Here is a 24,705-nt window from a genome sequence, read left to right as displayed (position 1 = left end):
CCCTACACTTGTTTCAATACCGCCTTAATCGCCGTCAATGACCCGCTAACCTTCACCTTCTTGCCATCATCGGTTTCGATAGCCACTTCCACCTTACGGCTTTCGATGTACTTTTCCAGCACCTTCGCCAGTGCCGACAAACCGCCATCCTTCCCCAAGAAAACCGTGAGCGCACCACCCGCCGCCACCGCTGACAACGCAATCACCCCTAACGTCACCGGATCGCCGCGTGTCGCTTCACTATTGCTTGGTGTATTGAGTTGCACATCCGCATCCAGCCCGACCCATTGCAGGTCTTGCGCCAGTTGTGCGGATAAATCTTGCATGAATGCGGCATCGTCGCCGCGCAGTGTGATAATTGCCATGTATTGCCCCTTAAGCCCAAGAAAATGATTGCTTAAGAGTTTAGCACGACATATAAGATTCTATAACGTGTTAAGAATTTGCAACGTAACTCGCTTGCTCTTCGTGAATCGTATTCCCCCGCAACGCATACGGGCTGATCAACCTCACACCGGGAACACCCTTGAAATCATCAACATTGGTAGTCAGGATGCTATAACCCTGCACCAACGCCGTCGCGGCAATTTGCAGGTCATGCACATTCAAATTACTACGCCGCTGTTGCCCCAAAGCTTGCGCATACAACTCAGCATAGGTGCGAGCGACCTCAGTATCAAAATCCAGCACCGGAATGCTATTGAGGATGCTCTCGGCGTAGGTATGCCGATGCATGTATTCCTCTGGGGTTTTGGCAAGCTTAACCCCGGCAAGCAGTTCTGACACCGTGATCGCCGCAATGAACACTGGCTCGGTTTGCAATACCGGGATTGCCCCCAGTTCCAGTCGTCCGTTTTCAGCGTCAATGAAAACGTTGGTGTCGATGATCAATCCCATGCTGATGTCGGCAACGCTGCCGCCTCACGGATGGTGCGCAGATCTTGGCTGAAAGCACGTTTTTCTTCCTGACTGAGGCTATGGCGTTTTAATAACCTATCCAAGTCTGCCAAAGTTGCGCCATTGCTGATTACAGGAACAAGCTGGGCAACGTCTTGATTGCCGCGTGTAATAATCAGGCGAGAGCGCGATACGCGCACCTGATCAATAGCGGAAGCGAGATTTCGTGCCAGTTCGGTGGCGGAAATCCGGGGGGTAAGTACGTTTGCCATTGTGTTACCTCGAATACTGATTCTGTGCATTATACATAAAATATGTATTTTGGCGAGCGATTCGCTTGCCTGGCAAGCTCCTGCGGCAGATGTTTCATGCTCAGTGCACACCTACTCGTACTGGTGCAACCCCGCACCATTAAAGTGCTGACACTCTTTACGAAAAAACCCAAAAAATCGCATTATTTGCCCTGTGAGCTTGCAACATTGTCGACATTTCTTGATAATTCGCAAGCTTAAACGTCCGCTAACGACGGCGGGCGCATTTCCCCTCAAGAGCGTTGTTGCAGCACATGAAAATCACAAAAGGTCTGGATTTGCCCATTACGGGTAAGCCGGAACAAGCGGTTTATGCACACCCTGCCCCCCAGACGGTTGCCGTGTTGGGGCGTGACTTCCACGACTTGCGCCCTGCTTTGCAAGTTCAGGAAGGGGATCGGGTACAATGTGGACAGGTTCTGTTCACTGACCGCAAGAGTCCGGGCGTTAATTTCACTTCACCGGGCGGCGGTGTCATCAAAGCGATCAACCGAGGGGCGAAACGGGTGTTGAACTCGGTCGTCATTCAGTTGGATGCGCAGGAAGAGGCAGTCAGTTTCCCCGCTTATTCCCCTGAGCAATTGTCGACATTGGATGTGGATAGCATTCGCCAGCAATTGCTGGATTCAGGGCAGTGGGTCGCATTCCGTACCCGTCCTTACAGCAAAGTGCCTAAAGCCGACAGTTCACCAGCCTCCATTTTCGTCACGGCGATTGACACCTACGCAATGGCTGCCGACCCCGCGATTATCTTGGCGGAACAGGCGGAAGCCTTCCAGCACGGTTTGACGCTGATTGCCAAACTTGCCCCCAAGGTATTCGTCAATCACAAAGCTGGCGATGCCATTCCCAAATCGACCGCTAGCAATATCAGCTATCACGAATGGTCGGGGGTACATCCGGCAGGTTTGCCCGGTACGCACATCCACTTCCTTGATCCCGTTAGCGAACACAAAACCGTGTGGTACATCGGCTATCAGGATGTGATTGCGATTGGCAAGCTTTTCACCACCGGCAAGCTGTACGTGGAACGCATTATTTCGCTGGCAGGCCCGACGGTGTTAAAGCCGCGTTTGCTGCGTACCCGTTTGGGCGCAAGCACCGACGATATTGTGGAAGGGCAACTCGATTGCCAGCAATGCCGCGTGATTGCCGGTTCGTTGTTGGCGGGGTTCCGTGCAGCGGGTTGGAGCGCGTATCTGGGGCGTTACACCGTGCAAGTGGCAGTGATTGCCGAAGGGCAGCCGCGTTTGTTCCTGCATTGGTTGAATCCGTTACTCAAGCAGTTTTCCATCCTCAATGTGTTTTTGCGCCCCGATGTGCGGCACGCCAGTTTTGCGATGACCACCACGCAACACGGCAGTCACCGTGCGATGGTGCCGATTGGCAATTACGAAGAGGTCATGCCGCTGGATATTTTGCCAACGCAATTGCTGCGTTCCTTGCTGGTACGCGATACCGTAATGGCGCAACAGCTCGGCGCGTTGGAACTCGATGAAGATGATCTCGCCCTGTGTACTTTCGTGTGTCACAGCAAATACGAATACGGCCCTGCTTTGCGTGAATGCTTGCGGATGCTGGAAAAGGGGGAATAAGCGATGACGGATAAATTACGCCGCCTGCTCGACAAGGTTGAGCCGAAATTTGCCAAAGGCGGCAAATATCACAAGTATTACGGCCTGTTTGAAATGGTCGATACCCTGCTGTATAGCCCGCCCAACCGCACCATTGGCGCACCGCATGTACGTGACGCGCTCGATTTGAAGCGTGTCATGGGTTATGTGTGGTTGGCAACGTTTCCCGTGATGTTCATGGCGTGTTACAACACCGGCTATCAGGCAAATCTGGCGATGCAAGGCATGGGGCTGGAACACGCGGAAGGCTGGCGCGGCGTGATCATGGATATGATCGGTTACGATCCGAAAAGCTTTTTCGATAACTTTTTCCACGGCTTTTTGTATTTCCTGCCCATTTACATGACCACGTTTATTGTGGGCGGGATGGCGGAGGTGGTGTTCGCGCTAGTGCGTGGGCATGAAGTCAACGAAGGTTTCTTTGTGACTTCCATTCTGTACTCGCTGGTGTTACCTCCCGATATTCCGTTATGGATGGTGGGAATGGGTATTTTGTTCGGGGTGATTATTGGCAAGGAAGTATTCGGCGGTACGGGTAAAAACTTCATTAACCCAGCGCTGGCGGGGCGGGCGTTCCTGTTCTTTGCGTACCCCGCGTTTATGTCCGGCGATGCGGTATGGGTAGCGGTTGACGGTTATTCCGGCGCAACTACGCTGTCTGCGGCTGCGGCTGGTGGAATGCAGGCGGTAACAGTGAGCTGGTGGGATGCCTTTATCGGGTTTGAACCCGGTTCTTTGGGTGAAACCTCCACGTTGGCAATCCTGATTGGCGGGGCGTTTTTGCTGTTCACCAAGATTGCGAGTTGGCGCATTGTGTCGGGCGTGATGTTCGGCATGGTTGTGACAACGATTTTGCTGAATACCATCGGTAGCGACACTAACCCGATGTTTGCCATGCCTTGGTACTGGCATTTGGTCACGGGTGGCTTTGCGTTCGGGATGATCTTTATGGCGACTGATCCGGTCACGGCGGCGCATACCGATACCGGGCGTTGGTGGTACGGCGTATTGATTGGGGTGATGGTCATCCTGATTCGCGTGGTGAATCCGGCGTTCCCTGAAGGCATGATGCTGGCGATTTTGTTTGCGAATATGTTCGCGCCGCTGATGGATTATTCGGTGATGAAAGCCAACATCAAACGCCGCCTGAAGCGTCAAGCAGCCAATGCGGGGGCGAAATCATGAAACTCGTGCGTCAATTTTTAGACTTACCCAATGACAGCAAAGTGAAAACCTACGGGGTAGCGTTGCTGTTGTGTCTGGTGTGTTCGGTCGCCGTTTCCGCCGCTGCCGTGGCTTTGAAGCCAGTGCAGGACGAAAACAAGTTGCTGGACAAGAAAAAGAACATCCTGCAAATCGCCGGTTTAGCCAAACCGGGGCAGTCGGTGGAGGAAGCCTTCAAACAGGTGGAAGCCAAAGTGGTTGACCTGCAAACTGGCGCATACGCGGAGGGGATCGATGCCAACACCTTCGATGCGCGTGCCGCCTCGGTTGACCCCAAGCAAAACCTAGTGCTGACCAAGGAACAGGATATTGCGTCGATCAAACGCCGTGCCAAATACGCCACGGTGTATTTGGTGAAAGACCCGCAAGGGCAGGTGCAGAAAATCATCCTGCCTATCCACGGCTATGGCTTGTGGTCAACCTTGCACGGTTTCATTGCCTTGCAAGGCGATGCCAATACCGTGGTGGGCTTGGGTTTCTATGAACACGCTGAAACACCGGGCTTGGGTGGCGAAGTCGATAACCCGCAGTGGAAAGACAAGTGGTCGGGCAAACAGGTATTTGATGCCAATGGCAGCCTAGCTATCCGTGTCACCAAGATGGCAGCGACCGAAGGCGAAAAAGCCACGCACGAAATCGACGCGATTTCCGGTGCAACCCTGACCAGCAACGGTGTCCATAACCTCGTTAAATTCTGGATGGGTGCGGATGGTTTCGGCCCATACCTGCAAAAATTCCGTAATGGAGGTGGCGCATGAAGCCTGAAACCAGCAAGGTAATTACGACCCCCTTGGTCGCCAATAACCCGATTACCCTACAAATCCTCGGCATCTGTTCCGCCTTGGCTGTCACCAGCTCGCTGAAAACGGCGTTGTTGATGGCGGTCGCGTTGACCACGGTAACGGCGTTTTCCAACGCCTCCATCAGTGCCATCCGCAACCACATTCCTAGCAGTATCCGCATTATTGTGCAGATGACCATCATTGCGTCACTAGTTATCGTGGTGGATCAGTTGATGAAAGCCTATGCCTTCAGCACGGCTAAGCAATTGTCCGTATTCGTTGGTTTGATTATCACCAACTGCATCGTCATGGGGCGGGCAGAAGCCTATGCCATGCAAAATCCGCCGGGGATGAGTTTCCTTGACGGGATTGGCAATGGTTTGGGTTACAGCCTGATACTGATTATCGTGGCAGTCATTCGCGAATTGTCTGGTTCAGGGGCACTGCTGGGGTATGAAATTTTCACGCTGGTCAAAAATGGTGGGTGGTACGAACCCAACGGCTTGATGCTATTGCCGCCGAGTGCGTTCTTTATCATCGGTATGTTGATTTGGGTCATCCGCACCCGATACCCGGAACAGTGCGAAGTCCACGACTTCAAGATTCATGAGAAACACGGACTGGGGAATCGCTGATATGGAAGCCATGTTAAGTCTGTTTATCAAAGCCGTGTTCATTGAGAACATGGCTCTCACCTTCTTTTTGGGAATGTGTACCTTCATCGCCATTTCCAAAAAGATTGAAACGGCGGTGGGGCTGGGGATCGCGGTGGTAATTGTGCAAGCGATTACCGTGCCTGCCAACAACCTGATCCTCAATGTCTTTCTGAAGGAAAGTGCCCTGTTGCAGGGTGTCGACCTGCGCTTTTTGGGTTTGATCAGCTACATTGCGGTGATTGCGGCGATAGTACAGGTGCTGGAAATGGTACTGGATAAATTCGTGCCATCGCTGTACCAAGCCTTAGGGGTGTTCCTGCCACTGATTACGGTTAACTGTGCGATTTTGGGCGGAGCGTTATTCATGGTGGAACGCGATTACACGTTCACCGAAAGCGTGGTCTACGGTTTCGGCAGCGGTTTTAGCTGGATGCTGGCTATCGTGGTACTCGCAGGTGTGCGCGAACGCATGAAATACAGCGATGTCCCCGTCGGTTTGCAAGGTTTGGGGATAATTTTTATTACGGTCGGGCTGATGTCGTTGGGCTTTATGTCCTTCTCCGGCATTCAGTTATAAGGGGCAAGACGCAATGACAACCGTTATTTTGGGCGTAGCCCTGTTTAACCTCATGATTATTGGCTTGGTGTACGGCATTTTGTTTGCACGTTCCAAACTGGTAGCCACTGGCGATATTCGCATTCTGGTGAATGGCGAAAAAGAACTCATCGTCAAACCCGGTACGAAACTGCTGGGCGCATTGGCGGATAAAGGTTTGTTCGTGTCGTCTGCCTGCGGTGGTGGTGGTACGTGTGCGCAATGCCGCGTAAAAGTGCTGGAAGGTGGCGGTACGTTACTGCCTACCGAAGAAGGTCACATTAACCGCCGCCAAGCAGCCGAAGGTGAGCGTTTAGCCTGCCAAGTTGCCGTCAAGCAGGACATGAAAATCGAAGTGCCGGAAGACGTATTCGGCGTGAAAAAGTGGGAATGCACGGTACGCTCCAACGACAATAAAGCCACCTTTATCAAGGAGCTGGTGGTGGAGTTGCCAAAGGGCGAAAAGATCGACTTCCGTGCTGGGGGGTATATTCAGATCGAATGCCCGCCGCATGATTTGAAGTATTCCAGCTTTGATATTCCACCCAAGTTCCGCGACGATTGGGATAAATACAAACTGTGGGATATTGAATCGCATGTCGAAGAGCCGGTATTGCGTGCCTATTCAATGGCAAGTTACCCCGAAGAAGACGATATTGTGATGCTCAATGTGCGCATTGCGACCCCGCCACCGGGCAAGAATGACATTCCTGCTGGCAAAATGTCGTCGTTTATTTTCAACCTCAAACCGGGTGATAAAGTAACCGTTTCAGGGCCTTACGGTGAATTCTTTGCGCGTAAGACGGATAATGAAATGGTGTTTATCGGCGGTGGCGCGGGCATGGCTCCGATGCGTTCGCACATTTACGACCAATTACGCCGCTTGAAAAGTAAGCGCAAAATGTCATTCTGGTACGGTGCAAGAAGTTTGCGGGAAGCGTTTTACGTGGATGAGTTTGATACCTTAGCCGCCGAAAACCCGAATTTTATGTGGCACATGGGCTTATCCGAACCGCAGCCGGAAGATAATTGGACGGGGTACGTTGGGTTTATCCACGATGTGCTCTATAAAAATTATTTAAAGGATCACGCTGCACCGGAAGAGTGCGAATATTACTTGTGCGGACCGCCGATGATGAATGCGGCTGTGGTAAGGATGCTATTGGATATTGGCGTGGAGCGCGAAAATATTCTGCTGGATGATTTTGGTGGGTAGGCTTTTGTTCTAATTCATTGATTTTTGGCGATAAAGAGCGGGGTGGATGTCCACCCCGAACCGCTAGGAGGAAATGGGTTAGTTGCCTAACCCAAGGTAATAGTAGCTCAAAATTCGCAAACGTGAAATGTTTTTGCAGTGCAGCATGATAATATTCCGAATTACTAAGATTAACGGTAAATAATGATGGAAGTTTTTCTATTAACTTTTCTTATTTTTGGGTTGGCAATTATCGGCTTGGCTTTGGGCTGGATTTTGAATCATCGTAGCCTGCAAGGCAGTTGTGGTGGCTTGTCCGCGATTCCGGGTATAGAAAAAAGTGACTGTTCCTGTTCTAATCCTTGTGAGAAACGCAAGCAAAGAATGGCACAAGAACAACGCGAAGCCGTACTGAAACGGCATGATATTTTAAAATCTTGAATTAAGCTGGAGGAGTCCATCATGGCGGAAGTTTCATTGTCGGTACGTCATTACATGTCAAACCGCCTCGCCACCCTGTATGAAAATCAGGATATGCGCGAAGCCGTTGATATTTTTACCGACCGCAACCTGTTTGGTGGTGCGGTGATGGACAACAGAGGTAATTTGGTCGGGATTCTATCCGTTACCGACTGCATTGATGCGGCATTGCGTTCGGGCTACCACTCTGGTTGGCGCGGCACGATAGGGGAAAAAATGTCACGAGATGTGCGCACCGTGGATGCGGAAGATAGCATCCTCGATGTGGCAAAAATGTTCATGGATGACCATTATCGCCGTTATCCTGTGGTAGATGACAACCGCGTGGTGGGGGTCATTACGCGCTTGGATGTCCTGAAAGCCCTGCGCACCATTGGTGAGTCCGGCGTTCCGGTGTAAGCATAGGCAATCAGGCGGCTGGGGTTTTGCGCACCAACAACCAAGCGACCAAACCCCCAGCGACCCCGCCGAGCAGATGCCCATCCCACGATACACCGGCTTGCCAAGGCGAAATCCCCGTGAGCAACGTTGTGCCGTAAGTGAATGCCACGAAAGCGCTGACGAGTAGCGGCACAATGCGCCGTTCCAATGCGCCGGAGACGATTAAAAACACAGCCAGCCCAAACACCAGCCCGCTTGCGCCAATGTGCAGCGAATGCCCGCGTCCAAACAGCCACAGCAATACCCCGCCCACGACAGCCACCAGTGCCACCGCAGCGCGTGAATCAGTGCGCGAACCCGCCAGTAACGTCAGCAATACCGCCAACGGCACAGTATTGTTCAGCAAATGCGTAAAGTTGGAATGCAGAAACGGCATGGTCACAATGCCAATTAACCCACCGAGATCACGCGGAATCAGCCCCAAGCGTTCCAGTGGCAGGATACGATCCAAAAGAAATACGCCCCAAATGGTGGCGAGAAACAGGAGAACCAGCGGTAATTCTTCGCGGATACGGTGGATGTGGCTTTTCATTCAGGCTCTTTTTTGGTTTGTAAACAGGTTTCCAACACGTGACGGTGGTGTGCCGTTCCCAGTGCATTCATGGTGGCAATATTGCGCTCAGGAATGGCATCGACATCAGGATAACTGTCAATGGCTTGCGCCAGGCTGTCTTCGCGGATTAAGTGCAGCATTGGCCAGGGCGAACGGTTGGTGAAGTTTTCCGCGTCGTTCGGGCGCGTGCCTTCAAATTGGTAATCGGGGTGGAAACTGGCAACTTGGAATTCACCTGCAAAGCCGCTGTCTTCCAAGAGCGCATCGACCAGATCGAGGAAGTCGTTGTAGTCGAGGAAATCTTCCAGCGTGCCGGGGTGAATCAGCAAGGTGGTTTCGACTTCGCTGGCGGGGGTGGCGCGGAGTTGTTCGAGTTCGTGCTGCAAGTCTTCCAGCAAAAATTCGGGACGGGCGGAATCAGTGACGACGAAATGGATTTGCCCGCCTTTGAACGGCTTGTGGGCAAACGGGCAGAGGTTGTGTTTGAGGACAACGTTTTCCAGCCAGCAGCGGGTTTGGGCAATGTAGGTAGCGTTGGGGTATTGCATGGCGTCTTGGTTATGGTGATCGGGTGCTTATTATAACACTAATGCTGCTGGTGCCAGCCATCCTCGTGCCGCCGGAATACTTGCTGGCGTGACAGGCGGAAGCGCTGGCTGCCCCATTCCATCAATTCCAGACTGAGGCGTTGGCGGTCGCCGCGAATGACGTTGAAGCTATTGGTGTGATGCAGCAGCAGGCGGTTGGAGAGTGTTGTACCCGCATGAGACACGATGACACCTTGCGTGACTTGCGCGTAAGCCAGATGCACATGCCCGCTGAGGATAATGTCGACTTCGGACTGGAAGGCTTGCAGGGCAGTTTCCCCGCGTCTGATCAGTTCACGGTGCGCGAACATGGCGGGCAACCAGAAGGGATGGTGTGCGGTTAACAGACGCAGGCTGGTTGCCGGGGTGGTTTGCAATTGGCGACGGATACGGGCGACTTGCATTCGGCTGATACTGCCGCGTGACCAGTCGGGGTGTAAGCTGGCACGTCGTGCGGTGTTAATGCCGATAGCAATAAAAGCGTCAGCGTGTTTGACGGGTTCGAGTTCGGGGGAAATATAGTGCCGCCATTTTTGCCAAGGGAATAGCAGGCGTTCCGGTAGATTGCGTTCGGTGAGGTCGTGGTTGCCGGGAACAATCAGGTAAGGGTAGGGGAGGTTGTCCAGAAACTCCCGCGCGGCACGGAATTCACGGCGGCTGGCTTGTTGGGTTAAGTCGCCACTGATGACCACCAGTTCGGGGTGGATGTGTTCCAGCGTTTCCAGTAAGCCTTCCCGCAGCATCGGTGCTTCACACCCAAAATGCAGGTCGGAAATATGCGCAATTGTTGTCATGTAACTAATTTGGTTGTTGATTTTGATGCCGCTTATCATCAACCAAATGCACGTGCAGGGGAAATTTTTAGAATTTATACCTTGATTGCTAAGGTAATTACAGCGTAGAGACGCACGATTTTACGCCTCCACCTTTTACGACGCTACCTTATAAAATGTCGAGAATTTCCAATTCAAAGGTGATGTTATGCCCAGCCAGTGGATGGTTGAAATCGACGACCACGCTATCAGCCGTGATGTCGCGCACCTTGCCGGGGATTTCTTGCCCTGATGGTAGTGCAAAGCTGATGATTTGCCCGGCATTTACCTGCCAGTCGGCGGGAAATTCATCACGTGCCAAGGTCTGAATGGCATCAGTGTCGGGATACCCAAAGGCTTGATCCGCCATAATAATCAGACGAATGGGTTCGCCTTGGGGCAAACCGATCAGGGCGCTTTCCAGATTGGGGTGAATTTCACCTTTGCCCAGTTGCAGAATCTCGCCAGCGGGGTCTTCGCTGGCTTCCACTTTATGCCCATCGGCGAGGAATAACTGGTAATGCCAGCGAATGCGGCTATTGGCTTGGACGGTATTGCTCATGGTGGTGGTGCTTGTTGCTTGAGAAAACCGTGAGGATACCAGAGTGTTCATGCCAGTGGCATTAGGTGGCGCACATTCAGGTAACAGGCGGGGATGGGGGCGGTGCGTGGGTTAATATGCAGCCAGTAAGTTTCACCCTGTTGCACCATCGTACCCTGTGGTGAAGCCAAGTGAACCTGTTGTTGATGGCGCAAATGCAGGACAGCAGGCGAGCTGGCATCGGGCCGGTGATAACAGGGGACAGTATCCGTGTTAGTGTCAGTGTGCACGGCGTACAAGGTGGCAATCACGCGGCTGGCGGGTAATGTGACCGCTGATGGGTGTGTTTTTTGCCCGCATCCCATTAATGCGGCGGCGATGAGCAAGCATCCATAGTAACAATACTGATTCATATCCCGGCTATTCCTTTATGCGCGGTGTTTCCGGCTTCAACTTACTGATGATTAAACGCATGAACGCTTGAAACGGCTACCTAATCCCGCTTTAATGGTGCGTTTTTCAGGATGCAATGGGAGTAACACGATGAAAGTACTGGTAGTAGGCGGCGGCGGACGTGAACACGCGCTGGCATGGAAGATTGCACAATCCGGGCGGGTAAGCGAGGTGCTGGTTGCTCCCGGTAATGCGGGCACGGCGTTAGAACCCAATATGCGCAATGTGCCGATTGCGGCAGAAGACGTGGATGCGTTGCTGGCATACGCGCAGCAACACGCGGTTGAACTGACCGTGGTTGGCCCCGAAGCACCGCTTTCCAAAGGCATTGTGGATAAATTCCGTGCGGCGGGTTTGCGTTGTTTTGGCCCCACCCAACAAGCAGCGCAATTGGAGTCATCGAAAGCCTTTGCCAAGGATTTTCTGGCGCGGCATCACATTGCCACTGCCGAATACGCGAATTTCACCGAGGTTGAACCCGCGATTGCCTACATCCGCCAAATGGGTGCGCCGATTGTGGTGAAAGCCGACGGGCTGGCGGCGGGCAAGGGTGTGATTCTGGCGCAAACCGAGGACGAGGCGATTGCAGCGGTGCAGGATATGCTGGCAGGCAATGCCTTTGGCGCGGCGGGCAGTCGCGTGGTAATCGAGGAGTTTTTGCTGGGCGAAGAAGCTAGTTTCATCGTGATGGTGGATGGCGAACACGTGTTGGCAATGGCAAGTTCGCAAGATCACAAAGCCCGCGATAATGGCGATAAAGGCCCCAATACCGGCGGTATGGGGGCGTATTCCCCCGCGCCAGTGGTTACGCCTGCGATGCACGAACGCATTATGCAGGAAGTGATTTACCCCACCGTGCGCGGCATGGCGGCGGATGGTATTCCTTACACCGGCTTTTTGTACGCGGGTGTGATGATCAATGCGCAAGGTGTGCCGAAAGTGTTGGAATTCAATTGCCGCTTTGGTGATCCCGAAACCCAGCCGATCATGGTGCGCTTGCAGTCCGATTTCGTCGGCTTGCTGGAAGCGGCGTTGGATGCGCGTTTGGATAAAGTGACCGCAGAATGGGATAGCCGTGCGTCATTGGGTGTGGTGCTGGCGGCGGGGGGCTACCCGGATGCTTACCGCAAAGGTGACGTGATTGCGGGGTTGGAAGTGGCTGCAATCCTCGATGGCAAGGTGTTTCATGCGGGTACTGCGTTCCAAGATGACAAGGTTGTTACCAGCGGTGGGCGGGTGTTGTGCGCGGTAGGTTTAGGCAATAATGTCACCGAGGCGCAGAAAAATGCTTACAAACTGGTGCAAGCGCTTGATTGGGATAAGGTGTATTACCGCACGGATATTGGGCATCGGGCAGTAGCGCGGGAACAGGGCTAACCCCGCTTACGTTATCACTCCGAACTTCCCCCCATCCCCAACCCCTTCCCCCGCAAGGGGTGAAGGGGCTAAGAGGTGTGGTGACTGAGGTGTAAGGCGTGGCGGATTTGTTGTAAAACGGCTTCTTGGTGGTTCAGTATTTCGTGATTCCAGAAGCGCAGTACCTGAAACTGTTGTTGCTGCATCCAGTTATCGCGCTTGCCAAGGCGAATGGCTGTTTGCGGATTATCCTGCTGACGGATGCGGTGAATGATGCCGCGCAACGCTTTTACCAACGGCAAGGGTTTGTGGTTTCGCCGATGCTGCCGCTGCGCTTGATGTTAGCGTAAGCCATTCATCTTGAAAATTTGTTGAGTTGAGGTTACTGACGTTTAATTTCATGAGAACGGCAGCCTTTTCGCTACAACAACTAATTTTCGAGGCAACATGCGTTATCAGGGTAAAATCACCGATTGGAAAGATGATCGTGGCTTTGGTTTCATCACCCAGAATAGTTCCAATACCAAAGTGTTTTTGCATATCAGTGCGTTCGCTCGCGGGCAAAAACGCCCGGCAGTGAATGAGCTGGTCACGTATGAATGTATCAAGGATGAAAAACGTGGCTTCTGTGCCGCTGATGTTCAGTATGTCCAGATGGCGAATCAGCCGCATAAACCTGCTCGTGGCGCTTATGCAAAGAAGCAAGGGCAGGGCATTTTAACGCCACTGATTGCTGTCCTGTTAGCAGTTGGGGGCGGGGTTTATGCGTGGCAGAATGCTACGTCAACAGCTAGTGGATCTTACCCTGTTACCGAATCTGTAGGCATACAACGGCTTGCTGAACCACTTGCTCCAACGTCGAATACTTCCGCTTTTCAGTGTCAGGGGAAGCAGTTTTGTTCTCAAATGACCTCTTGTGCTGAGGCGACGTATTATCAGAAAAATTGCCCCGATACCGAAATGGATGGTGATAATGATGGTGTTCCGTGTGAATCGCAGTGGTGTGGTTAATACAATTAGCCAGTCTCCATCGTTGTGATTCCTACGACCCTCACGGTATCTGTAGGCAGGACTTTTTAAACCAGTCGGCAAGTTCTGCCTCTGCAATATTTCCAGCCGCTAATTGCTCAAACATAATGACCGCTTCGGGTTCGGGAGCATCCAGCTCAAAACCGTTGAGTTCCAGAAAAACTGCTCCGACTGCCAAGGCTACCCGCTTGTTGCCATCAATGAACGGATGATTTTTGGCAATGCCAAAGCTGTAGGAAGCGGCAAGCTCAAACAGCGTTGAATCAGGTTTGTAAGCTAAGCGTTGCTTGGGTCGTGCGAGGGCAGAATCCAGCAGCGACTTGTCACGAATGCCCGGACTACCGCCATGTTCTGCCAGCAACATCTGATGCACAGCTAACGTGACATCTTCCAGCACCCATCTCGGTTCAGTCATTTTGCTAACTCACGGAAGGCATTGCGGTATTTCTTCAGCACCTTTTCAGCAGCCTGCATTTGGTCATCGAAATCCTGCTGATAGGGTGTCAGGGTGAAACCTTCCGGGCTTTCTACCAGATACAGGCTGTCGCCTTTTCCTACTTTCAGCTTTGCCAGTGCTTCTTTGGGAAGAACAATGCCAACAGAATTGCCGATGGCGGTGAGTTTGACTTGTAGCATGGATGAGCTTCCGTTAGTACGAATGTAATAACGTTAGTTTAGGCGTAGGGTGAGAGAAGCGCAAGCGATACCCACCGATAGTATGCTGGGTAGTGGTTCAGACCTGATAAACACTGTACAATCTCTGCATGAAAAATCGTCTGCCACGAGTGCGGCAGCCACTACATCAGGAAAGCCGGATACAGTGCCAGCCGCGTAGGATCATTTTATAATAATGCGCCTATAAATGCAATGGGTGCGTAGGGTCGCTTGCGCTACTCATACCCGACGATTAGGTTTGCGTCATTACGTTTGTATTCAAGGGGATGTGCTGCCTGTTACAACGCCTACTCACCGCCATTGGGCGATTCTTTAGCGCAAAAGGTGCTGGCAAAACTGAACTTAGGCAAATCCAATCTAATCGCCCTAACGACGCGGGATAAAGTCGGTTATGGGGCGTGACACAGGTTGGTTTGCAGCCCCTATGGGAGAGTTATCCAACCAATTTCGCCAATAACGCCGGTTTAATCGCCTCAATCCATGCACTCAACCGCGCCTCGGTCAGCAAACTCTGTGACTGCTGATCCAACACCAGCTTTCCTGATCGCCCAGCCCGTACAGCGCAATCACCTTGCCGGACGTCAGTACGCACTGGCTTTGTTGCATTCGCTACAGTCGCACCTGACGCTGTATCGGGGGGAGGGGGAGTTTTTGGTTGTTGGTGGGGTTTATGAGGTGAGCATCAATATGTACTAGTTTTTTCCGTCTTACTTGTCATCGGTGGGTAATCAGCTTAACGTTGCTGTCATATGTAAACTACCCAGCAGGACAATAACAATGACAGACGCCAGCCAACTCTACGCCGAGCTGATTACCAGCATCGGTGAAGATATTACCCGCGACGGGTTGCAAAAAACCCCGGAACGCGCTGCCAAAGCCTTCGGTTTTTTGACCCAAGGCTACCAACAATCGCTGGAAACCATCGTGAATGGCGCGGTTTTCGATTCTGATAATGACGAAATGGTGGTGGTGAAAGACATCGAATTTTATTCCTTGTGCGAACACCATATGCTGCCCTTTGTCGGCAAGGCGCATATTGCGTACTTGCCCAAGGGTAAGGTGCTGGGGCTATCGAAGATTGCCCGCATTACCGATATGTACGCCAGACGTTTGCAGATTCAGGAAAACATGACCAAGCAGATTGCCGACGCGATTCAGCAAGTGACCGGCGCGGCAGGCGTTGGTGTGGTGCTGGAAGCCCAGCATTTCTGCATGATGATGCGCGGCGTGCAAAAACAGCAATCCTCCACGGTAACGTCGATGATGTTAGGGGAGTTCCGCGAGAATAGCCGCACGCGGCAGGAATTCCTGCAACTGATCAAGGGGTAAGGTTTAGTCGCCGCTGACCACATCAACGACAGCACCACCGACTTGGAAAGGCACTTTCGCCACCCCAATGGCCGTGCCAGCCACGACGCCCACAGCAGAACTTGCCATTTGCACGGCGCAGCCCTGCAAGAGCACGCTGCTGAGTAATACGGTCAGTAATAACGTTTTTTTCATAATAAAGCCCTTTCTCTCAAGGTTAAATGGAAAAAGGGGTCTTGATTGACCCCTTTTCGCTGTTTGGCTTACGCCTCTTTCTTTGGCGTAGCACGCTTACGCTCATGCTCAAGCAGGAAACGCTTGCGGATACGGATGTTCTTTGGCGTGATTTCAACCAGTTCGTCGTCGTCGATGAATTCCATCGCCTGTTCCAGCGTCATGCGGATCGCCGGGACAAGGATCAGGTTTTCGTCAGTACCGGAAGCGCGAATGTTGGTTAACTGCTTGGCTTTCAGCGGGTTAACCACCAGGTCGTTGTCACGGGTATGGATGCCGATGACCTGACCTTCGTACACTTCTTCGGTGTGACCGACGAACAACTTGCCCCGATCTTGCAGGCTGAACAGGGCGTAAGCCAAGGCTTTGCCTGTGCCGTTGGAAATCAATACGCCGTTGTGACGGTTGCCAATCGCACCGGTTTTGTACGGTGCGTAGCTATCAAAAACGTGGTAAATCAAGCCAGTACCAGAGGTCATGGTCATGAAATCGGTTTGGAAGCCGATCAAGCCGCGTGCGGGCATCCGGTATTCCAAACGTACCCGACCTTTGCCATCCGGTGCCATGTCTTTCAGTTCAGCACGGCGTTCACCCAGTGCTTCCATGACTTTGCCTTGGCTGGACTCTTCAATGTCAACGGTCACGTTTTCAAACGGTTCCATTTTCACGCCGTCGATTTCGCGCACGATAACTTCAGGGCGGGAAACCGCGAGTTCATAACCTTCACGACGCATGTTTTCGATCAGAATGCCCAAGTGCAATTCGCCACGACCGGAAACTTTGAATTTCTCAGGGTCATCGGTGTCTTCGACGCGCAACGCCACGTTGTGCAGCAATTCTTGCTTCAAACGCTCGTTCAGGCGGCGTGAAGAGGTGCCGGTTTTGACTTCTTTGCCTGCAAACGGTGAAGTATTGACTTGGAATGTCATGGTGACGGTCGGCTCGTCAATGCTCAACGCTGGCAGTGCTACTACATTTTCCGGGTCACACACGGTGTCGGAAATGTGCAGTTCGTCCATGCCGGAGAATGCGATAATGTCGCCCGCTTGCGCTTCGTTGACTTCGACGCGATCCAGACCGTTGAAGCCGAGGATTTTCAGGACACGACCGTTACGGATCTTGCCTTCGGTGTCGATGACTTTAACTTGGGTGTTGGTTTTAACGCGACCTTGCTTGATACGCCCTATCCCGATAATGCCGAGGTAGGAGTTGTAGTCCAATTGGCTGATTTGCAACTGGAACGGTGCGTCAGGGTCAACGTCGGGTGCAGCTACACTGTCGATAATGGTTTGGAACAATGGGGTCATGTCGCCACTGTTCACGGTTTCTTCCAAACCGGCAAAGCCGTTCAGGGCAGAAGCGTACACCACGGGGAAGTCGAGTTGCTCATCGGTTGCACCGAGGTTGTCGAACAGTTCAAACACCTGATCCATCACGCGGTGCGGGTTTGCGCCGGGGCGGTCAATTTTGTTCACAACCAGAATCGGTTTCAAACCGTGGGAAAAGGCTTTCTGGGTAACGAAACGGGTTTGTGGCATAGGGCCATCCACCGCGTCAACCAGCAGTAATACGGAGTCAACCATTGACAATACACGCTCTACTTCGCCACCGAAGTCCGCGTGCCCTGGGGTGTCGACGATGTTAATGCGGTATTCGATGCCATCGGCAGGGTTAGTCCAACGCAGGGCAGTATTTTTTGCCAAGATGGTAATGCCGCGCTCTTTCTCCAGCGCGTTAGAGTCCATCATCCGTTCGGTTACGTCGGCGCGTTCGCCTAACGTGCCGGATTGTTGTAACAATTTGTCAACCAAGGTGGTTTTCCCGTGGTCAACGTGGGCGATGATGGCGATGTTTCGCAGATTCTGGATCACAGCTAAGGTACTCAATAAGTATTCATGGAAAGGCGCGATTATACTGACAATATAGTAATTTTCTAATGAATTTACGGTTTTAGCGTCTGATTGCTGCAAGTAAATGGTAGAGTGAGCCGAAAATATGGTTTTTTATGGTATGGTTATCACATGGGTTCAGTGTAAAGGTTAAATAAACGCTTATGAGTTCAGTTGCTTTCCGAGAAGTTGATACCACGCTGAATGCGGTCAATGATAGTGCTGCGTTCATTCAGCGTTTGAAGCCGGATACCGGGATCGCGGAACCCATGTATCGGCAATTACAACGCCAAATTATCCAGATGATCCAAGCGGGGGAGTTGGGGGAAGGCTATAGTTTGCCCTCTGAACGAACCTTGGCGGAAGCACTGCGGTTAAGTCGTACCACGATTCGGCGCTGTTACGATGAGTTGCGTGAGCAGGATTTCATTAGTACGCATGGGCGGGCGGGGGTAATTGTTAAATCGCCACCACGTATCAACCCGGAAATTGGCAAGCTCAAAGGCTTTACCGAGGAAATGCTCGAAATCGGGGTGGAGCCTTCTACTCAATTGCTGGAACGCCAGATTGTTTGTGATCGCACTATTGCTTCGATTTTCAACCGTCCTTCCACTGCACGTTTTCTCAAGTTGGTGCGTTTGCGTCTGGGCGATGGTGTGCCGATGACCCGTGAAGTAGCTTGGTATGACTTGACACTTGCCCCCGCATTGGCAGATTGGGATGTGGTCGGTTCGGCTTACCAATTCCTGCAACAGCACTGTGGTGTGACCTTGGCGGATGGTGAGCAAACCATTGAAGCGGCGATGAGCAATGCCGATGAAATGACGGCGTTTGGCTTTGCCGAACCAGGACCATGCTTGTTACTGAAGCGTAAAACTTACGCCACTAGCGGGCAAATGGTGGAATACGTCGAGGGGACATTCCGTGGCGATGCGTATACTTACCGGATTACTTTGAAAATGAGTCCGCCCGCTCCTGCCCAGCCATAAACACCTGCACGGCGGCAACCTGCGGCAATGCAGGCAATACGCCCGGTTGGGATGCCACCATTGCCCCACAGGCATTCGCAAAACATAAGGCATTTGGCAGCGGATAGTGGTGTAGCAGCGCATATACCAGCCCCGCAGTAAATGCGTCGCCTGCTCCGGTGGGGTCAGCGGGGGTAACAGTCCATGCCGGTTCATGAATGGCTGGCTGCCCACACGAGAACGCAATACAGCCGCGCTCTGCTAATGTCACCACCAATAATTGCCCCTGCCAGGCCAATGTCGGCAATAAGCGTAACCATTGGGCAGGCGATAAGGTCGGCGCGTCTTCAATGCCAAAACAAGCCGCTGCTTCGGTTTCGTTGAGTACCAACATATCGGTCAGTGCCAATATTGCCGGGTCAGGAACGCGCCAAGGGGAGGGATTCAGTAAGGTTTTAATGCCGTGTTGCCGTGCTTGCTGGAAGGCTTCCAATATTGGGGCATCGGGGATTTCAAATTGGGCGCAAACCAGTTGGCAGTCACGCAGGATACTGCTGGCTGCTTGTACGTGATGTGTATTCAGTTGTGCATTAGCTCCCGGATAGACCACGATAATGTTGTTGCCATCAGCCGCTACCAAACCGATACCAAAACCAGAGGGAACTGTGCTACGCACAATCCCTTGTGTATTCATGCCTTCGACCTGTAACCGTGTTAACAGCGAATCCCCGGCGGCATCATCTCCCACGGCAAGCAGTGTATGTGTTAGTAAGCCTAAACGGTGCATTCCCACGGCCAGATTCAGCCCTTTACCGCCGTGTTCTGTCCATAAGTTTTCAGCCTGTACCGATGCCCCCGCTGTGGGCAATTGCTTGACTGTCATACTGTTGGCATTGATGTAGCTACCCAATACAAATACACCCATACAGTGTTCCTTCGCAATTTGATTGAGCGCAGTGTAGGGGGAATAAGAGGGGTTGCAAACAGGATATTTTGGTACTATATTGGCATCTTAAAATCATTTGCGAGGATGATGTCATGAACAGAATGAATGCCTGCCTTGTATCCATGTCGATAGCTATGCTTGGTTTGACAGCAAGCGTTATGGCAGACCCTACCCCGGAAGGAACGTTTTATTTAAAGGCACAACACAGCGGTAAATGCGCCCATCAACACGGCGCATCCCAAGCCGACGGGGGCGCAGTCACGCAATGGGATTGCGTCGATCAACCGAATGTAAGGCTTGAAAAAATGCCACTGGGTAGCGGTTATTTTTCTCTGCGTTTCCAGCATAGTGGTAAATGTTTGGCATTGAAAACACCGGAGAGGGTGAACGATATACCGCTCATTCAGGAAACGTGTACTTACGATGGCAAGCCAACCCAAACTTGGCTGCAATTACCTAGTGAAGGGAAATTCATCAAACTTCAGTCCTCCAATGGATACTGCTTGCATCAGCAGGGGGCAACACTGAACAACGGCGACCCTATCACGGGGTGGGAATGCGTGGATCAGCCCAATGTACGCTGGGAAATGGTTGCATACACATCTCCCTTGCCGACGATTCCACCTGTAACGATGATTGAAAAACTGTGTGGTGAGTATGCTGATGGAGCGGTTGCCCAGTTCGAGAAAAAAGTGGCGTTTGAAAAAGCTAATCAACTGGATTGCAAATTAGGTCCTAATGCACGCTGGCAAGGAAACCGTGACAGTCATTACGGGTGGTGTGTGGATAATAAGGCGAATGCCGATATGCTGAAAGCAGAAACTGCTGCACGGGACACAGAGTTGGGTGGCTGTTATTCAATTCCTATTAAATAAAGCAGTGGCTTACGTTATACGTTAATAGTGCAGAGGAGAGAGTTAATGTCTATTTTGTTTCGCTTGCGTTTAACTGTCTTTTTCATACTGTTGCCGTGGGCAACATTGGCATTTGCTGCACCGCAAGAGTTGCCCACCTATTGGCAGAAAAGATTAGACATTCAGCTTGCTCCCGTTGAAGTGGCAGGGTCAGGTATCAAGGTGTTTAGTGCAGAAGATACCGTTCACTTTATTGACCAAAGCCTTGGCGAGATCATTAACTGGATGGAGGAGATGAATACCTGGCGTGAAGGCAAAGATCGTCCACCCAGTAACGGTGGAGGCAGCACACCAACTCCACCTAATTTAAGTCAGGTAATGGAAGAACTCGCCCGCTTAGAAGCGCGGATAAATACACTCGAACAAAAACTGGAAGCCAGTCGTCATACTGTACAAGCCCCGTTTAAAGTAATTGATGCCGCAGGCAAAACCCTGATGACAGTTAATTCTGACAAAGGCATTTCAAGCCTGCGTCTGGGTGAGCCTGGCAAAGCCATGGCGGAACTGTTGATTGACGGTGAGTCTGCCCGTGTTGTTGCCGCGAATAAAAGCAATATTGGCTACCTCAATGCGGATGCCAATATCAGCCAAGCCGTTTTAACCAGCAATGGTGTCCGTACCGCCCTTGGCTCTCCTGAAGAAGGAGTCAATGGTATGGTCGTCAGTAACGCTGACAGCAGACAACCCTTGGGCGAAATGGCTTTGCGCCCCGGCAAGAAATTTGCCCTGCGCTTGTATGACGAAGCGGGCAAAGTAGTGGTTTCCGCAGGCACAAACCCCACCACCAGCGGCTCCGGCACTGTCATGGCAGCCAACACTCAAGGCGAAAACGTTGCTTTCGTTGGCACATCCAGCGACGGTCAAACGGGCGTTGTCAGTGTGGCAAAAGGTGGAAAAGACACCGCTGCGCTTATCTCCGAACCACGCATGATTGTGTTGTACAACGACGCAGGGGAAGCGATTACCACACTTGCCAAAAGTCAGGAGGGTACAGGTGAAGGTGGTAATATCACCATCCGTCAACCCGATGGGGAAGGTATTTTTTCCGCTGGTTACAATGCCGAAGCAGGTGGTGGCGATGCCTGCGTGTATCGTGCCAAAAAACAAAACATGTTCTGCCTCGGTATAGGTGTACCCGGCATGGGTGCGATAGGACGCTAAAGCATGAATACCCACCCCATTGCGCTCCCGCTTTTGCTCATCGTCAGCAATGCCAGTGTTGCAGCCACTACACCCACCGTTCCGCTATGCCCCGGTTTGCACATTGTCACTGCCATCAACCAAAGCAGCGGCGACTATGAATCCATCAAGCGCATTACTGCCTTGGATGAAGCCAGTATCACCCTGCATTATTCCAGCGAACACGAGGTCGATGACCCCTTCAGCGACAAGCCACCGGAACTGGTTGCCACCAACGTCACCCGCCGTATCTTGCACGCAGACCAGCAAAAAGCACCTTACTATCTGGCAATTTTCAGCCCGATTCTGCCGGAAACTGTGCCGAACAGCGTTGCTATCAGCCTGACCCACGACAACTACACCCGCTTGAAAACCACGGGCAAAGCAGACGTTTCCATCGTTACCACGCTCAACTACAGTGCCACCTCGGAAAACGTGCTTGACCCCGATTCGCCCTATCGTTGGTGGTTTGCGCCCTCGGTGTACGCGCTGGAATTGTCCGATAAAACCCCCGTTCCCTTTCCGGTATTGCTGAATGGCAAACCGGCAGAATTGCCTGCATTACACATCAACGGCTTGTTCGGTGAGGAAAAAGCTGAGTTTTTTGTGCTGGATGATCCCGATAATCCACTGATACTCAAATTCCGTCTGGGTTTTGGTGCAGATGAAGCCTTGAGAGCCAAGTTTGCCGACGACCCAGTGATGACTAAAATGTTGGAAGAAATCGCCGCAACATCGCCCGCACCGTCAGAACGGGATCGTTTGCAGGTCACACAGATTACGTTTGACTGCCACAGCAGCGATGACTTGCCGATAGCGACCAATACGGGTAAACCGCTGGAAATATCCGGCGAATTCGACACCGATACCGAACCTTTCCCCACAGGTAGTGGCGGCGCGAACAGTGGCAGCGGTACGGGCGCGGGTACTGGCAATGGTGGCGGTGGCACAGGTACGGGTTCAATGGGCAACGGTGCAGGTAGCCTGAGTCTTGGTACAGATAGTGGCAACGGCACAGGCAGTGGCAACAAAGCCGCCGAGTTGGAAAAAGCCCTGCAAGAAGGCGAGAAAGTCGACATCTACGACATCTTTTTCAGCTTCAACAGCGCCACACTGCGCCCGGAATCGGATGAAACCCTACACATCATTGCCGACCTACTCAACAAACGCCCCGACTGGAAGCTCGCTATCGGCGGGCATACGGATAGCATCGCCAGCGACAGTTTTAACCTTGACCTCTCCAACCGCCGTGCCATAGCGGTGAAAACCGCCCTAGTGGAACGCTTCAAGATTGCGGATAACCGTTTGAGCACTCAAGGGTATGGCGAAGCCAGTCCGCGTGATACCAATGATACCCTCGAAGGCCGCGCCCGTAACCGTCGGGTAGAATTGGTGCGCCAATAATTGCCTATACTTAATCAAAGCTGATCACCCTAAGGAGTTGACGATGAAACGTATACTTGCCGCTACCGTATTATTCACCCTGCTGCCGCCGGTTTTTGCACTGGATGCCGCCTGTGAACCCATTCTCAAAGCCAGCGAAGCCAAACTCACCCAAGCCGCATGGCATTCCACGGTGGAATCGGAAGGTACAAAACTCGAATCCATTAAAGTAGACGGGCAGTTTTTCATGAATATGGATGGTAAATGGGAAAAATCGCCGATGAATTTGGACGAAGCTGAAAAAATTGCGATTGGCATGATTAAAGATGGCTCATTCAAAGTGAGCGAATGCAAGGATGCAGGTACGGATAGCATTGATGGTGTCGATGTCAATGTATTGAGTTACCACAGTGGCGAGGCAGGTGAATTGGGTGAGGGTACAGTCAAATTGTATATCGGTAAGGATGATGGCTTGCCCTACAAATCCGCTACCGAGGATGGCAAAACCACCTCGGCTACCCGTTACAAAGATGTCAGTGCTCCCAAGCTGTAAGAGAATCTTGCCATGCAAACACGCTTACTGTTGCCCGTATTGCTTCTGGTATTGGTTGGTTGCGGAGATGACACGGCGTCTAGCCAAGCGACAACCAGTTCATCATCGCGTGAAATCCTGTCACCCTGCCAATTGCTTACCCCGGCTGACGTGCAAGGCACATTCAGTAACAGCGTGGAGGTGATGGCGGACGAACCAGAAACCTGTGTTTACAACAGCAAAGGCAATGTGACGGATATTGCCCCATTTTCCATGTTAACCATCACGCTCATGCCCAACGCTAATGCAGCAGAAGCCCAAGAAACCATGCGGATGTCGCTGAAAATGCAGGACTTCATGGGGGGCGTTATTAATGATGCCATGAAAACTACCAACCAGCAGTCTCAGCGGACACTCAGCGGGATTGGCGATGAAGCCTACCTGCATGTTGGCAATCTCGATCTGCTATCCAACACGCAACTGATTTTCCGCAAAGGGCGCGTGGTGATGACGCTCGGTGCAGTCGCTCTCAAAGGAGACCCTGAGGTCAGTAAACTCGAAAATCTTGCCCGCGTAGCTGCGGATAAACTGTAAGCCTTTGCGAAATCCCATCCCCAATTGGCGTGAAAATCCGTAGACTTGCCACTTTTAAGCAGGCTACGGATTATTCAGGATGGAATTACCAATTAGAACCCATTACGACATGCTCGGCGGCGAGGCAGGCGTGTTGCGCTTGGTGAACCGCTTTTATGACTTGATGGATGAATTGCCGGAAGCGTGGGAGTTACGCAAGATTCATGCGCAAGATTTGCAATCTGCCCGTGATAAGCTGTTCAAGTTTTTATCTGGCTGGCTAGGCGGGCCGGGATTGTATGAAGCGGAATACGGGCATCCGCGTTTGCGGGCGCGGCATTTGCCGTTTCCGGTGGATACGCAAATGCGTGATCAATGGTTATTGTGCATGGATACCGCGTTGGATGAGCAAGTGGGCGATGATTTGCTAAAAATGCAGTTAAAAGCTTCCTTTGCAAACGTAGCAGACCACATGCGGAATCGGGCGGGCTGATAAATATTCATCCTTATAAAAACAATAAATAACGATTTCCTTCATTTCTGCTAAATTCATTAGAG

The 24,705-nt window shown here is 52.0% G+C and carries 34 protein-coding genes; 19 read left to right on the top strand and 15 right to left on the bottom strand.

The annotated features are described in order from the left end of the window. Window positions 1–2: 2 nt before the first annotated feature. From L2Y54_RS00700 to L2Y54_RS00690, 3 genes are all read right to left on the bottom strand, one after another. Window positions 3–365: a hypothetical protein gene (locus L2Y54_RS00700; protein ID WP_236499159.1), complete on the bottom strand. Its 363-nt coding sequence runs from the start codon at window positions 363–365 to the stop codon at window positions 3–5. Window positions 366–435: 70 nt separating this feature from the next. Next, window positions 436–897, bottom strand: coding sequence for a type II toxin-antitoxin system VapC family toxin (locus L2Y54_RS00695; protein ID WP_236499157.1), 462 nt, complete (start codon window positions 895–897; stop codon window positions 436–438). After that, entirely contained in the window at window positions 888–1,169 is a 282-nt protein-coding gene (locus L2Y54_RS00690) for a type II toxin-antitoxin system Phd/YefM family antitoxin (RefSeq protein ID WP_236499155.1), read from the bottom strand. The genes L2Y54_RS00695 and L2Y54_RS00690 overlap by 10 nt, the downstream gene beginning before the upstream one ends. A gap of 293 nt (window positions 1,170–1,462) precedes the next feature. On the opposite strand from L2Y54_RS00690, the gene L2Y54_RS00685 reads away from it, so the two are divergent. The 8 genes from L2Y54_RS00685 to L2Y54_RS00650 all read left to right on the top strand — a co-directional run bounded on the left by L2Y54_RS00685 (window position 1,463) and on the right by L2Y54_RS00650 (window position 8,173). Next, window positions 1,463–2,803, top strand: a complete 1,341-nt coding sequence (locus L2Y54_RS00685; RefSeq protein ID WP_236499153.1) for a Na(+)-translocating NADH-quinone reductase subunit A — start codon at window positions 1,463–1,465, stop codon at window positions 2,801–2,803. A gap of 3 nt (window positions 2,804–2,806) precedes the next feature. Continuing rightward, complete coding sequence (locus L2Y54_RS00680) at window positions 2,807–4,027, top strand: NADH:ubiquinone reductase (Na(+)-transporting) subunit B (RefSeq protein ID WP_236499151.1); 1,221 nt, start codon at window positions 2,807–2,809, stop codon at window positions 4,025–4,027. Further along, a complete protein-coding gene (locus tag L2Y54_RS00675) occupies window positions 4,024–4,824 on the top strand; it encodes a Na(+)-translocating NADH-quinone reductase subunit C (RefSeq protein ID WP_236499149.1) in 801 nt (266 codons plus the stop codon). Before L2Y54_RS00680 ends, L2Y54_RS00675 begins: the two co-directional genes overlap by 4 nt. After that, the gene (locus L2Y54_RS00670) at window positions 4,821–5,483 is read left to right on the top strand and encodes an NADH:ubiquinone reductase (Na(+)-transporting) subunit D (protein WP_236499147.1); all 663 of its coding nucleotides are present in this window, start codon (window positions 4,821–4,823) and stop codon (window positions 5,481–5,483) included. The genes L2Y54_RS00675 and L2Y54_RS00670 overlap by 4 nt, the downstream gene beginning before the upstream one ends. Before the next feature lies 1 nt (window position 5,484). Beyond that, on the top strand, window positions 5,485–6,081 hold the full coding sequence (nqrE, locus tag L2Y54_RS00665; RefSeq protein WP_236499145.1) for an NADH:ubiquinone reductase (Na(+)-transporting) subunit E: 597 nt from the start codon (window positions 5,485–5,487) through the stop codon (window positions 6,079–6,081). A gap of 13 nt (window positions 6,082–6,094) precedes the next feature. Next, complete coding sequence (gene nqrF, locus L2Y54_RS00660) at window positions 6,095–7,315, top strand: NADH:ubiquinone reductase (Na(+)-transporting) subunit F (protein WP_236499143.1); 1,221 nt, start codon at window positions 6,095–6,097, stop codon at window positions 7,313–7,315. A gap of 183 nt (window positions 7,316–7,498) precedes the next feature. Further along, a complete protein-coding gene (nqrM, locus tag L2Y54_RS00655) occupies window positions 7,499–7,735 on the top strand; it encodes a (Na+)-NQR maturation NqrM (protein ID WP_236499141.1) in 237 nt (78 codons plus the stop codon). Window positions 7,736–7,756: 21 nt separating this feature from the next. Continuing rightward, window positions 7,757–8,173: a CBS domain-containing protein gene (locus tag L2Y54_RS00650; protein ID WP_236499139.1), complete on the top strand. Its 417-nt coding sequence runs from the start codon at window positions 7,757–7,759 to the stop codon at window positions 8,171–8,173. A 10-nt stretch (window positions 8,174–8,183) separates the two neighbouring features. Here L2Y54_RS00650 and L2Y54_RS00645 read toward each other — a convergent pair whose 3' ends face one another. The 5 genes from L2Y54_RS00645 to L2Y54_RS00625 all read right to left on the bottom strand — a co-directional run bounded on the left by L2Y54_RS00645 (window position 8,184) and on the right by L2Y54_RS00625 (window position 11,121). Next, entirely contained in the window at window positions 8,184–8,747 is a 564-nt protein-coding gene (locus L2Y54_RS00645) for a rhomboid family intramembrane serine protease (RefSeq protein ID WP_236499137.1), read from the bottom strand. After that, entirely contained in the window at window positions 8,744–9,316 is a 573-nt protein-coding gene (locus tag L2Y54_RS00640; RefSeq protein ID WP_236499136.1) for a DUF1415 domain-containing protein, read from the bottom strand. Before L2Y54_RS00640 ends, L2Y54_RS00645 begins: the two co-directional genes overlap by 4 nt. A 38-nt stretch (window positions 9,317–9,354) precedes the next feature. Next, window positions 9,355–10,149 carry a metallophosphoesterase family protein gene (locus L2Y54_RS00635; RefSeq protein ID WP_236499134.1) on the bottom strand — a complete coding sequence of 265 codons (795 nt, stop codon included), beginning with the start codon at window positions 10,147–10,149 and terminating at the stop codon, window positions 9,355–9,357. A gap of 148 nt (window positions 10,150–10,297) precedes the next feature. After that, entirely contained in the window at window positions 10,298–10,729 is a 432-nt protein-coding gene (locus L2Y54_RS00630; RefSeq protein ID WP_236499132.1) for an FKBP-type peptidyl-prolyl cis-trans isomerase, read from the bottom strand. Window positions 10,730–10,776: 47 nt separating this feature from the next. Continuing rightward, window positions 10,777–11,121 carry a hypothetical protein gene (locus L2Y54_RS00625; protein WP_236499130.1) on the bottom strand — a complete coding sequence of 115 codons (345 nt, stop codon included), beginning with the start codon at window positions 11,119–11,121 and terminating at the stop codon, window positions 10,777–10,779. Between the two features lie 130 nt (window positions 11,122–11,251). Between L2Y54_RS00625 and purD the strand changes: the two genes are divergently transcribed. Then, entirely contained in the window at window positions 11,252–12,538 is a 1,287-nt protein-coding gene (gene purD, locus L2Y54_RS00620) for a phosphoribosylamine--glycine ligase (protein ID WP_236499128.1), read from the top strand. A gap of 68 nt (window positions 12,539–12,606) precedes the next feature. Here purD and L2Y54_RS21800 read toward each other — a convergent pair whose 3' ends face one another. Then, window positions 12,607–12,723 (bottom strand): DUF559 domain-containing protein, encoded by a 117-nt coding sequence (locus L2Y54_RS21800; RefSeq protein ID WP_414718436.1) that lies wholly within the window; start codon window positions 12,721–12,723, stop codon window positions 12,607–12,609. On the opposite strand from L2Y54_RS21800, the gene L2Y54_RS00615 reads away from it, so the two are divergent. Together L2Y54_RS00615 and L2Y54_RS00610 are read left to right on the top strand one after the other, a co-directional pair. Then, entirely contained in the window at window positions 12,682–12,867 is a 186-nt protein-coding gene (locus L2Y54_RS00615; RefSeq protein ID WP_236499127.1) for a GNAT family N-acetyltransferase, read from the top strand. The genes L2Y54_RS21800 and L2Y54_RS00615 overlap by 42 nt on opposite strands. A gap of 97 nt (window positions 12,868–12,964) precedes the next feature. Continuing rightward, window positions 12,965–13,528, top strand: a complete 564-nt coding sequence (locus tag L2Y54_RS00610) for a cold shock domain-containing protein (RefSeq protein WP_236499125.1) — start codon at window positions 12,965–12,967, stop codon at window positions 13,526–13,528. Window positions 13,529–13,568: 40 nt separating this feature from the next. Here L2Y54_RS00610 and L2Y54_RS00605 read toward each other — a convergent pair whose 3' ends face one another. The 3 genes from L2Y54_RS00605 to L2Y54_RS00595 all read right to left on the bottom strand — a co-directional run bounded on the left by L2Y54_RS00605 (window position 13,569) and on the right by L2Y54_RS00595 (window position 14,813). Then, a complete protein-coding gene (locus tag L2Y54_RS00605; protein ID WP_236499124.1) occupies window positions 13,569–13,961 on the bottom strand; it encodes a type II toxin-antitoxin system death-on-curing family toxin in 393 nt (130 codons plus the stop codon). Continuing rightward, window positions 13,958–14,182 carry an AbrB/MazE/SpoVT family DNA-binding domain-containing protein gene (locus tag L2Y54_RS00600; RefSeq protein WP_236499122.1) on the bottom strand — a complete coding sequence of 75 codons (225 nt, stop codon included), beginning with the start codon at window positions 14,180–14,182 and terminating at the stop codon, window positions 13,958–13,960. Before L2Y54_RS00600 ends, L2Y54_RS00605 begins: the two co-directional genes overlap by 4 nt. Window positions 14,183–14,654: 472 nt before the next feature. Then, window positions 14,655–14,813, bottom strand: a complete 159-nt coding sequence (locus tag L2Y54_RS00595; RefSeq protein ID WP_236499120.1) for an NADPH-dependent FMN reductase family protein — start codon at window positions 14,811–14,813, stop codon at window positions 14,655–14,657. Window positions 14,814–14,998: 185 nt separating this feature from the next. Between L2Y54_RS00595 and folE the strand changes: the two genes are divergently transcribed. Beyond that, window positions 14,999–15,550 carry a GTP cyclohydrolase I FolE gene (gene folE / locus L2Y54_RS00590; protein WP_236499118.1) on the top strand — a complete coding sequence of 184 codons (552 nt, stop codon included), beginning with the start codon at window positions 14,999–15,001 and terminating at the stop codon, window positions 15,548–15,550. Window positions 15,551–15,553: 3 nt separating this feature from the next. Here the strand turns inward: folE and L2Y54_RS00585 are convergent, their stop codons facing one another. Further along, on the bottom strand, window positions 15,554–15,724 hold the full coding sequence (locus tag L2Y54_RS00585) for a hypothetical protein (RefSeq protein ID WP_236499116.1): 171 nt from the start codon (window positions 15,722–15,724) through the stop codon (window positions 15,554–15,556). 68 nt (window positions 15,725–15,792) lie between these two features. Continuing rightward, complete coding sequence (typA, locus tag L2Y54_RS00580; protein ID WP_236501975.1) at window positions 15,793–17,634, bottom strand: translational GTPase TypA; 1,842 nt, start codon at window positions 17,632–17,634, stop codon at window positions 15,793–15,795. Window positions 17,635–17,816: 182 nt separating this feature from the next. Between typA and L2Y54_RS00575 the strand changes: the two genes are divergently transcribed. Next, entirely contained in the window at window positions 17,817–18,641 is an 825-nt protein-coding gene (locus tag L2Y54_RS00575; protein ID WP_236499115.1) for a GntR family transcriptional regulator, read from the top strand. Here the strand turns inward: L2Y54_RS00575 and L2Y54_RS00570 are convergent. After that, window positions 18,601–19,545, bottom strand: a complete 945-nt coding sequence (locus L2Y54_RS00570; protein WP_236499113.1) for a ribokinase — start codon at window positions 19,543–19,545, stop codon at window positions 18,601–18,603. The genes L2Y54_RS00575 and L2Y54_RS00570 overlap by 41 nt on opposite strands. Window positions 19,546–19,658: 113 nt before the next feature. Between L2Y54_RS00570 and L2Y54_RS00565 the strand changes: the two genes are divergently transcribed. From L2Y54_RS00565 to L2Y54_RS00540, 6 genes are all read left to right on the top strand, one after another. Beyond that, window positions 19,659–20,441, top strand: a complete 783-nt coding sequence (locus L2Y54_RS00565; protein ID WP_236499111.1) for an RICIN domain-containing protein — start codon at window positions 19,659–19,661, stop codon at window positions 20,439–20,441. Window positions 20,442–20,486: 45 nt separating this feature from the next. Beyond that, window positions 20,487–21,641, top strand: coding sequence for a hypothetical protein (locus L2Y54_RS00560; RefSeq protein ID WP_236499109.1), 1,155 nt, complete (start codon window positions 20,487–20,489; stop codon window positions 21,639–21,641). Window positions 21,642–21,644: 3 nt separating this feature from the next. Then, complete coding sequence (locus L2Y54_RS00555) at window positions 21,645–23,063, top strand: OmpA family protein (protein ID WP_236499107.1); 1,419 nt, start codon at window positions 21,645–21,647, stop codon at window positions 23,061–23,063. A gap of 43 nt (window positions 23,064–23,106) precedes the next feature. After that, window positions 23,107–23,595 (top strand): hypothetical protein, encoded by a 489-nt coding sequence (locus L2Y54_RS00550; RefSeq protein ID WP_236499106.1) that lies wholly within the window; start codon window positions 23,107–23,109, stop codon window positions 23,593–23,595. Between the two features lie 12 nt (window positions 23,596–23,607). Next, window positions 23,608–24,168, top strand: coding sequence for a hypothetical protein (locus tag L2Y54_RS00545; RefSeq protein WP_236499104.1), 561 nt, complete (start codon window positions 23,608–23,610; stop codon window positions 24,166–24,168). A gap of 79 nt (window positions 24,169–24,247) precedes the next feature. Further along, on the top strand, window positions 24,248–24,640 hold the full coding sequence (locus L2Y54_RS00540; protein WP_236499103.1) for a group II truncated hemoglobin: 393 nt from the start codon (window positions 24,248–24,250) through the stop codon (window positions 24,638–24,640). Window positions 24,641–24,705 lie beyond the last annotated feature (65 nt).

Origin of the sequence: Thiothrix winogradskyi, from assembly GCF_021650935.1 — a bacterium.
Classification (GTDB): Bacteria; Pseudomonadota; Gammaproteobacteria; order Thiotrichales; family Thiotrichaceae; genus Thiothrix; species Thiothrix winogradskyi.
This window is presented reverse-complemented; position numbering and strand designations above follow the sequence as displayed.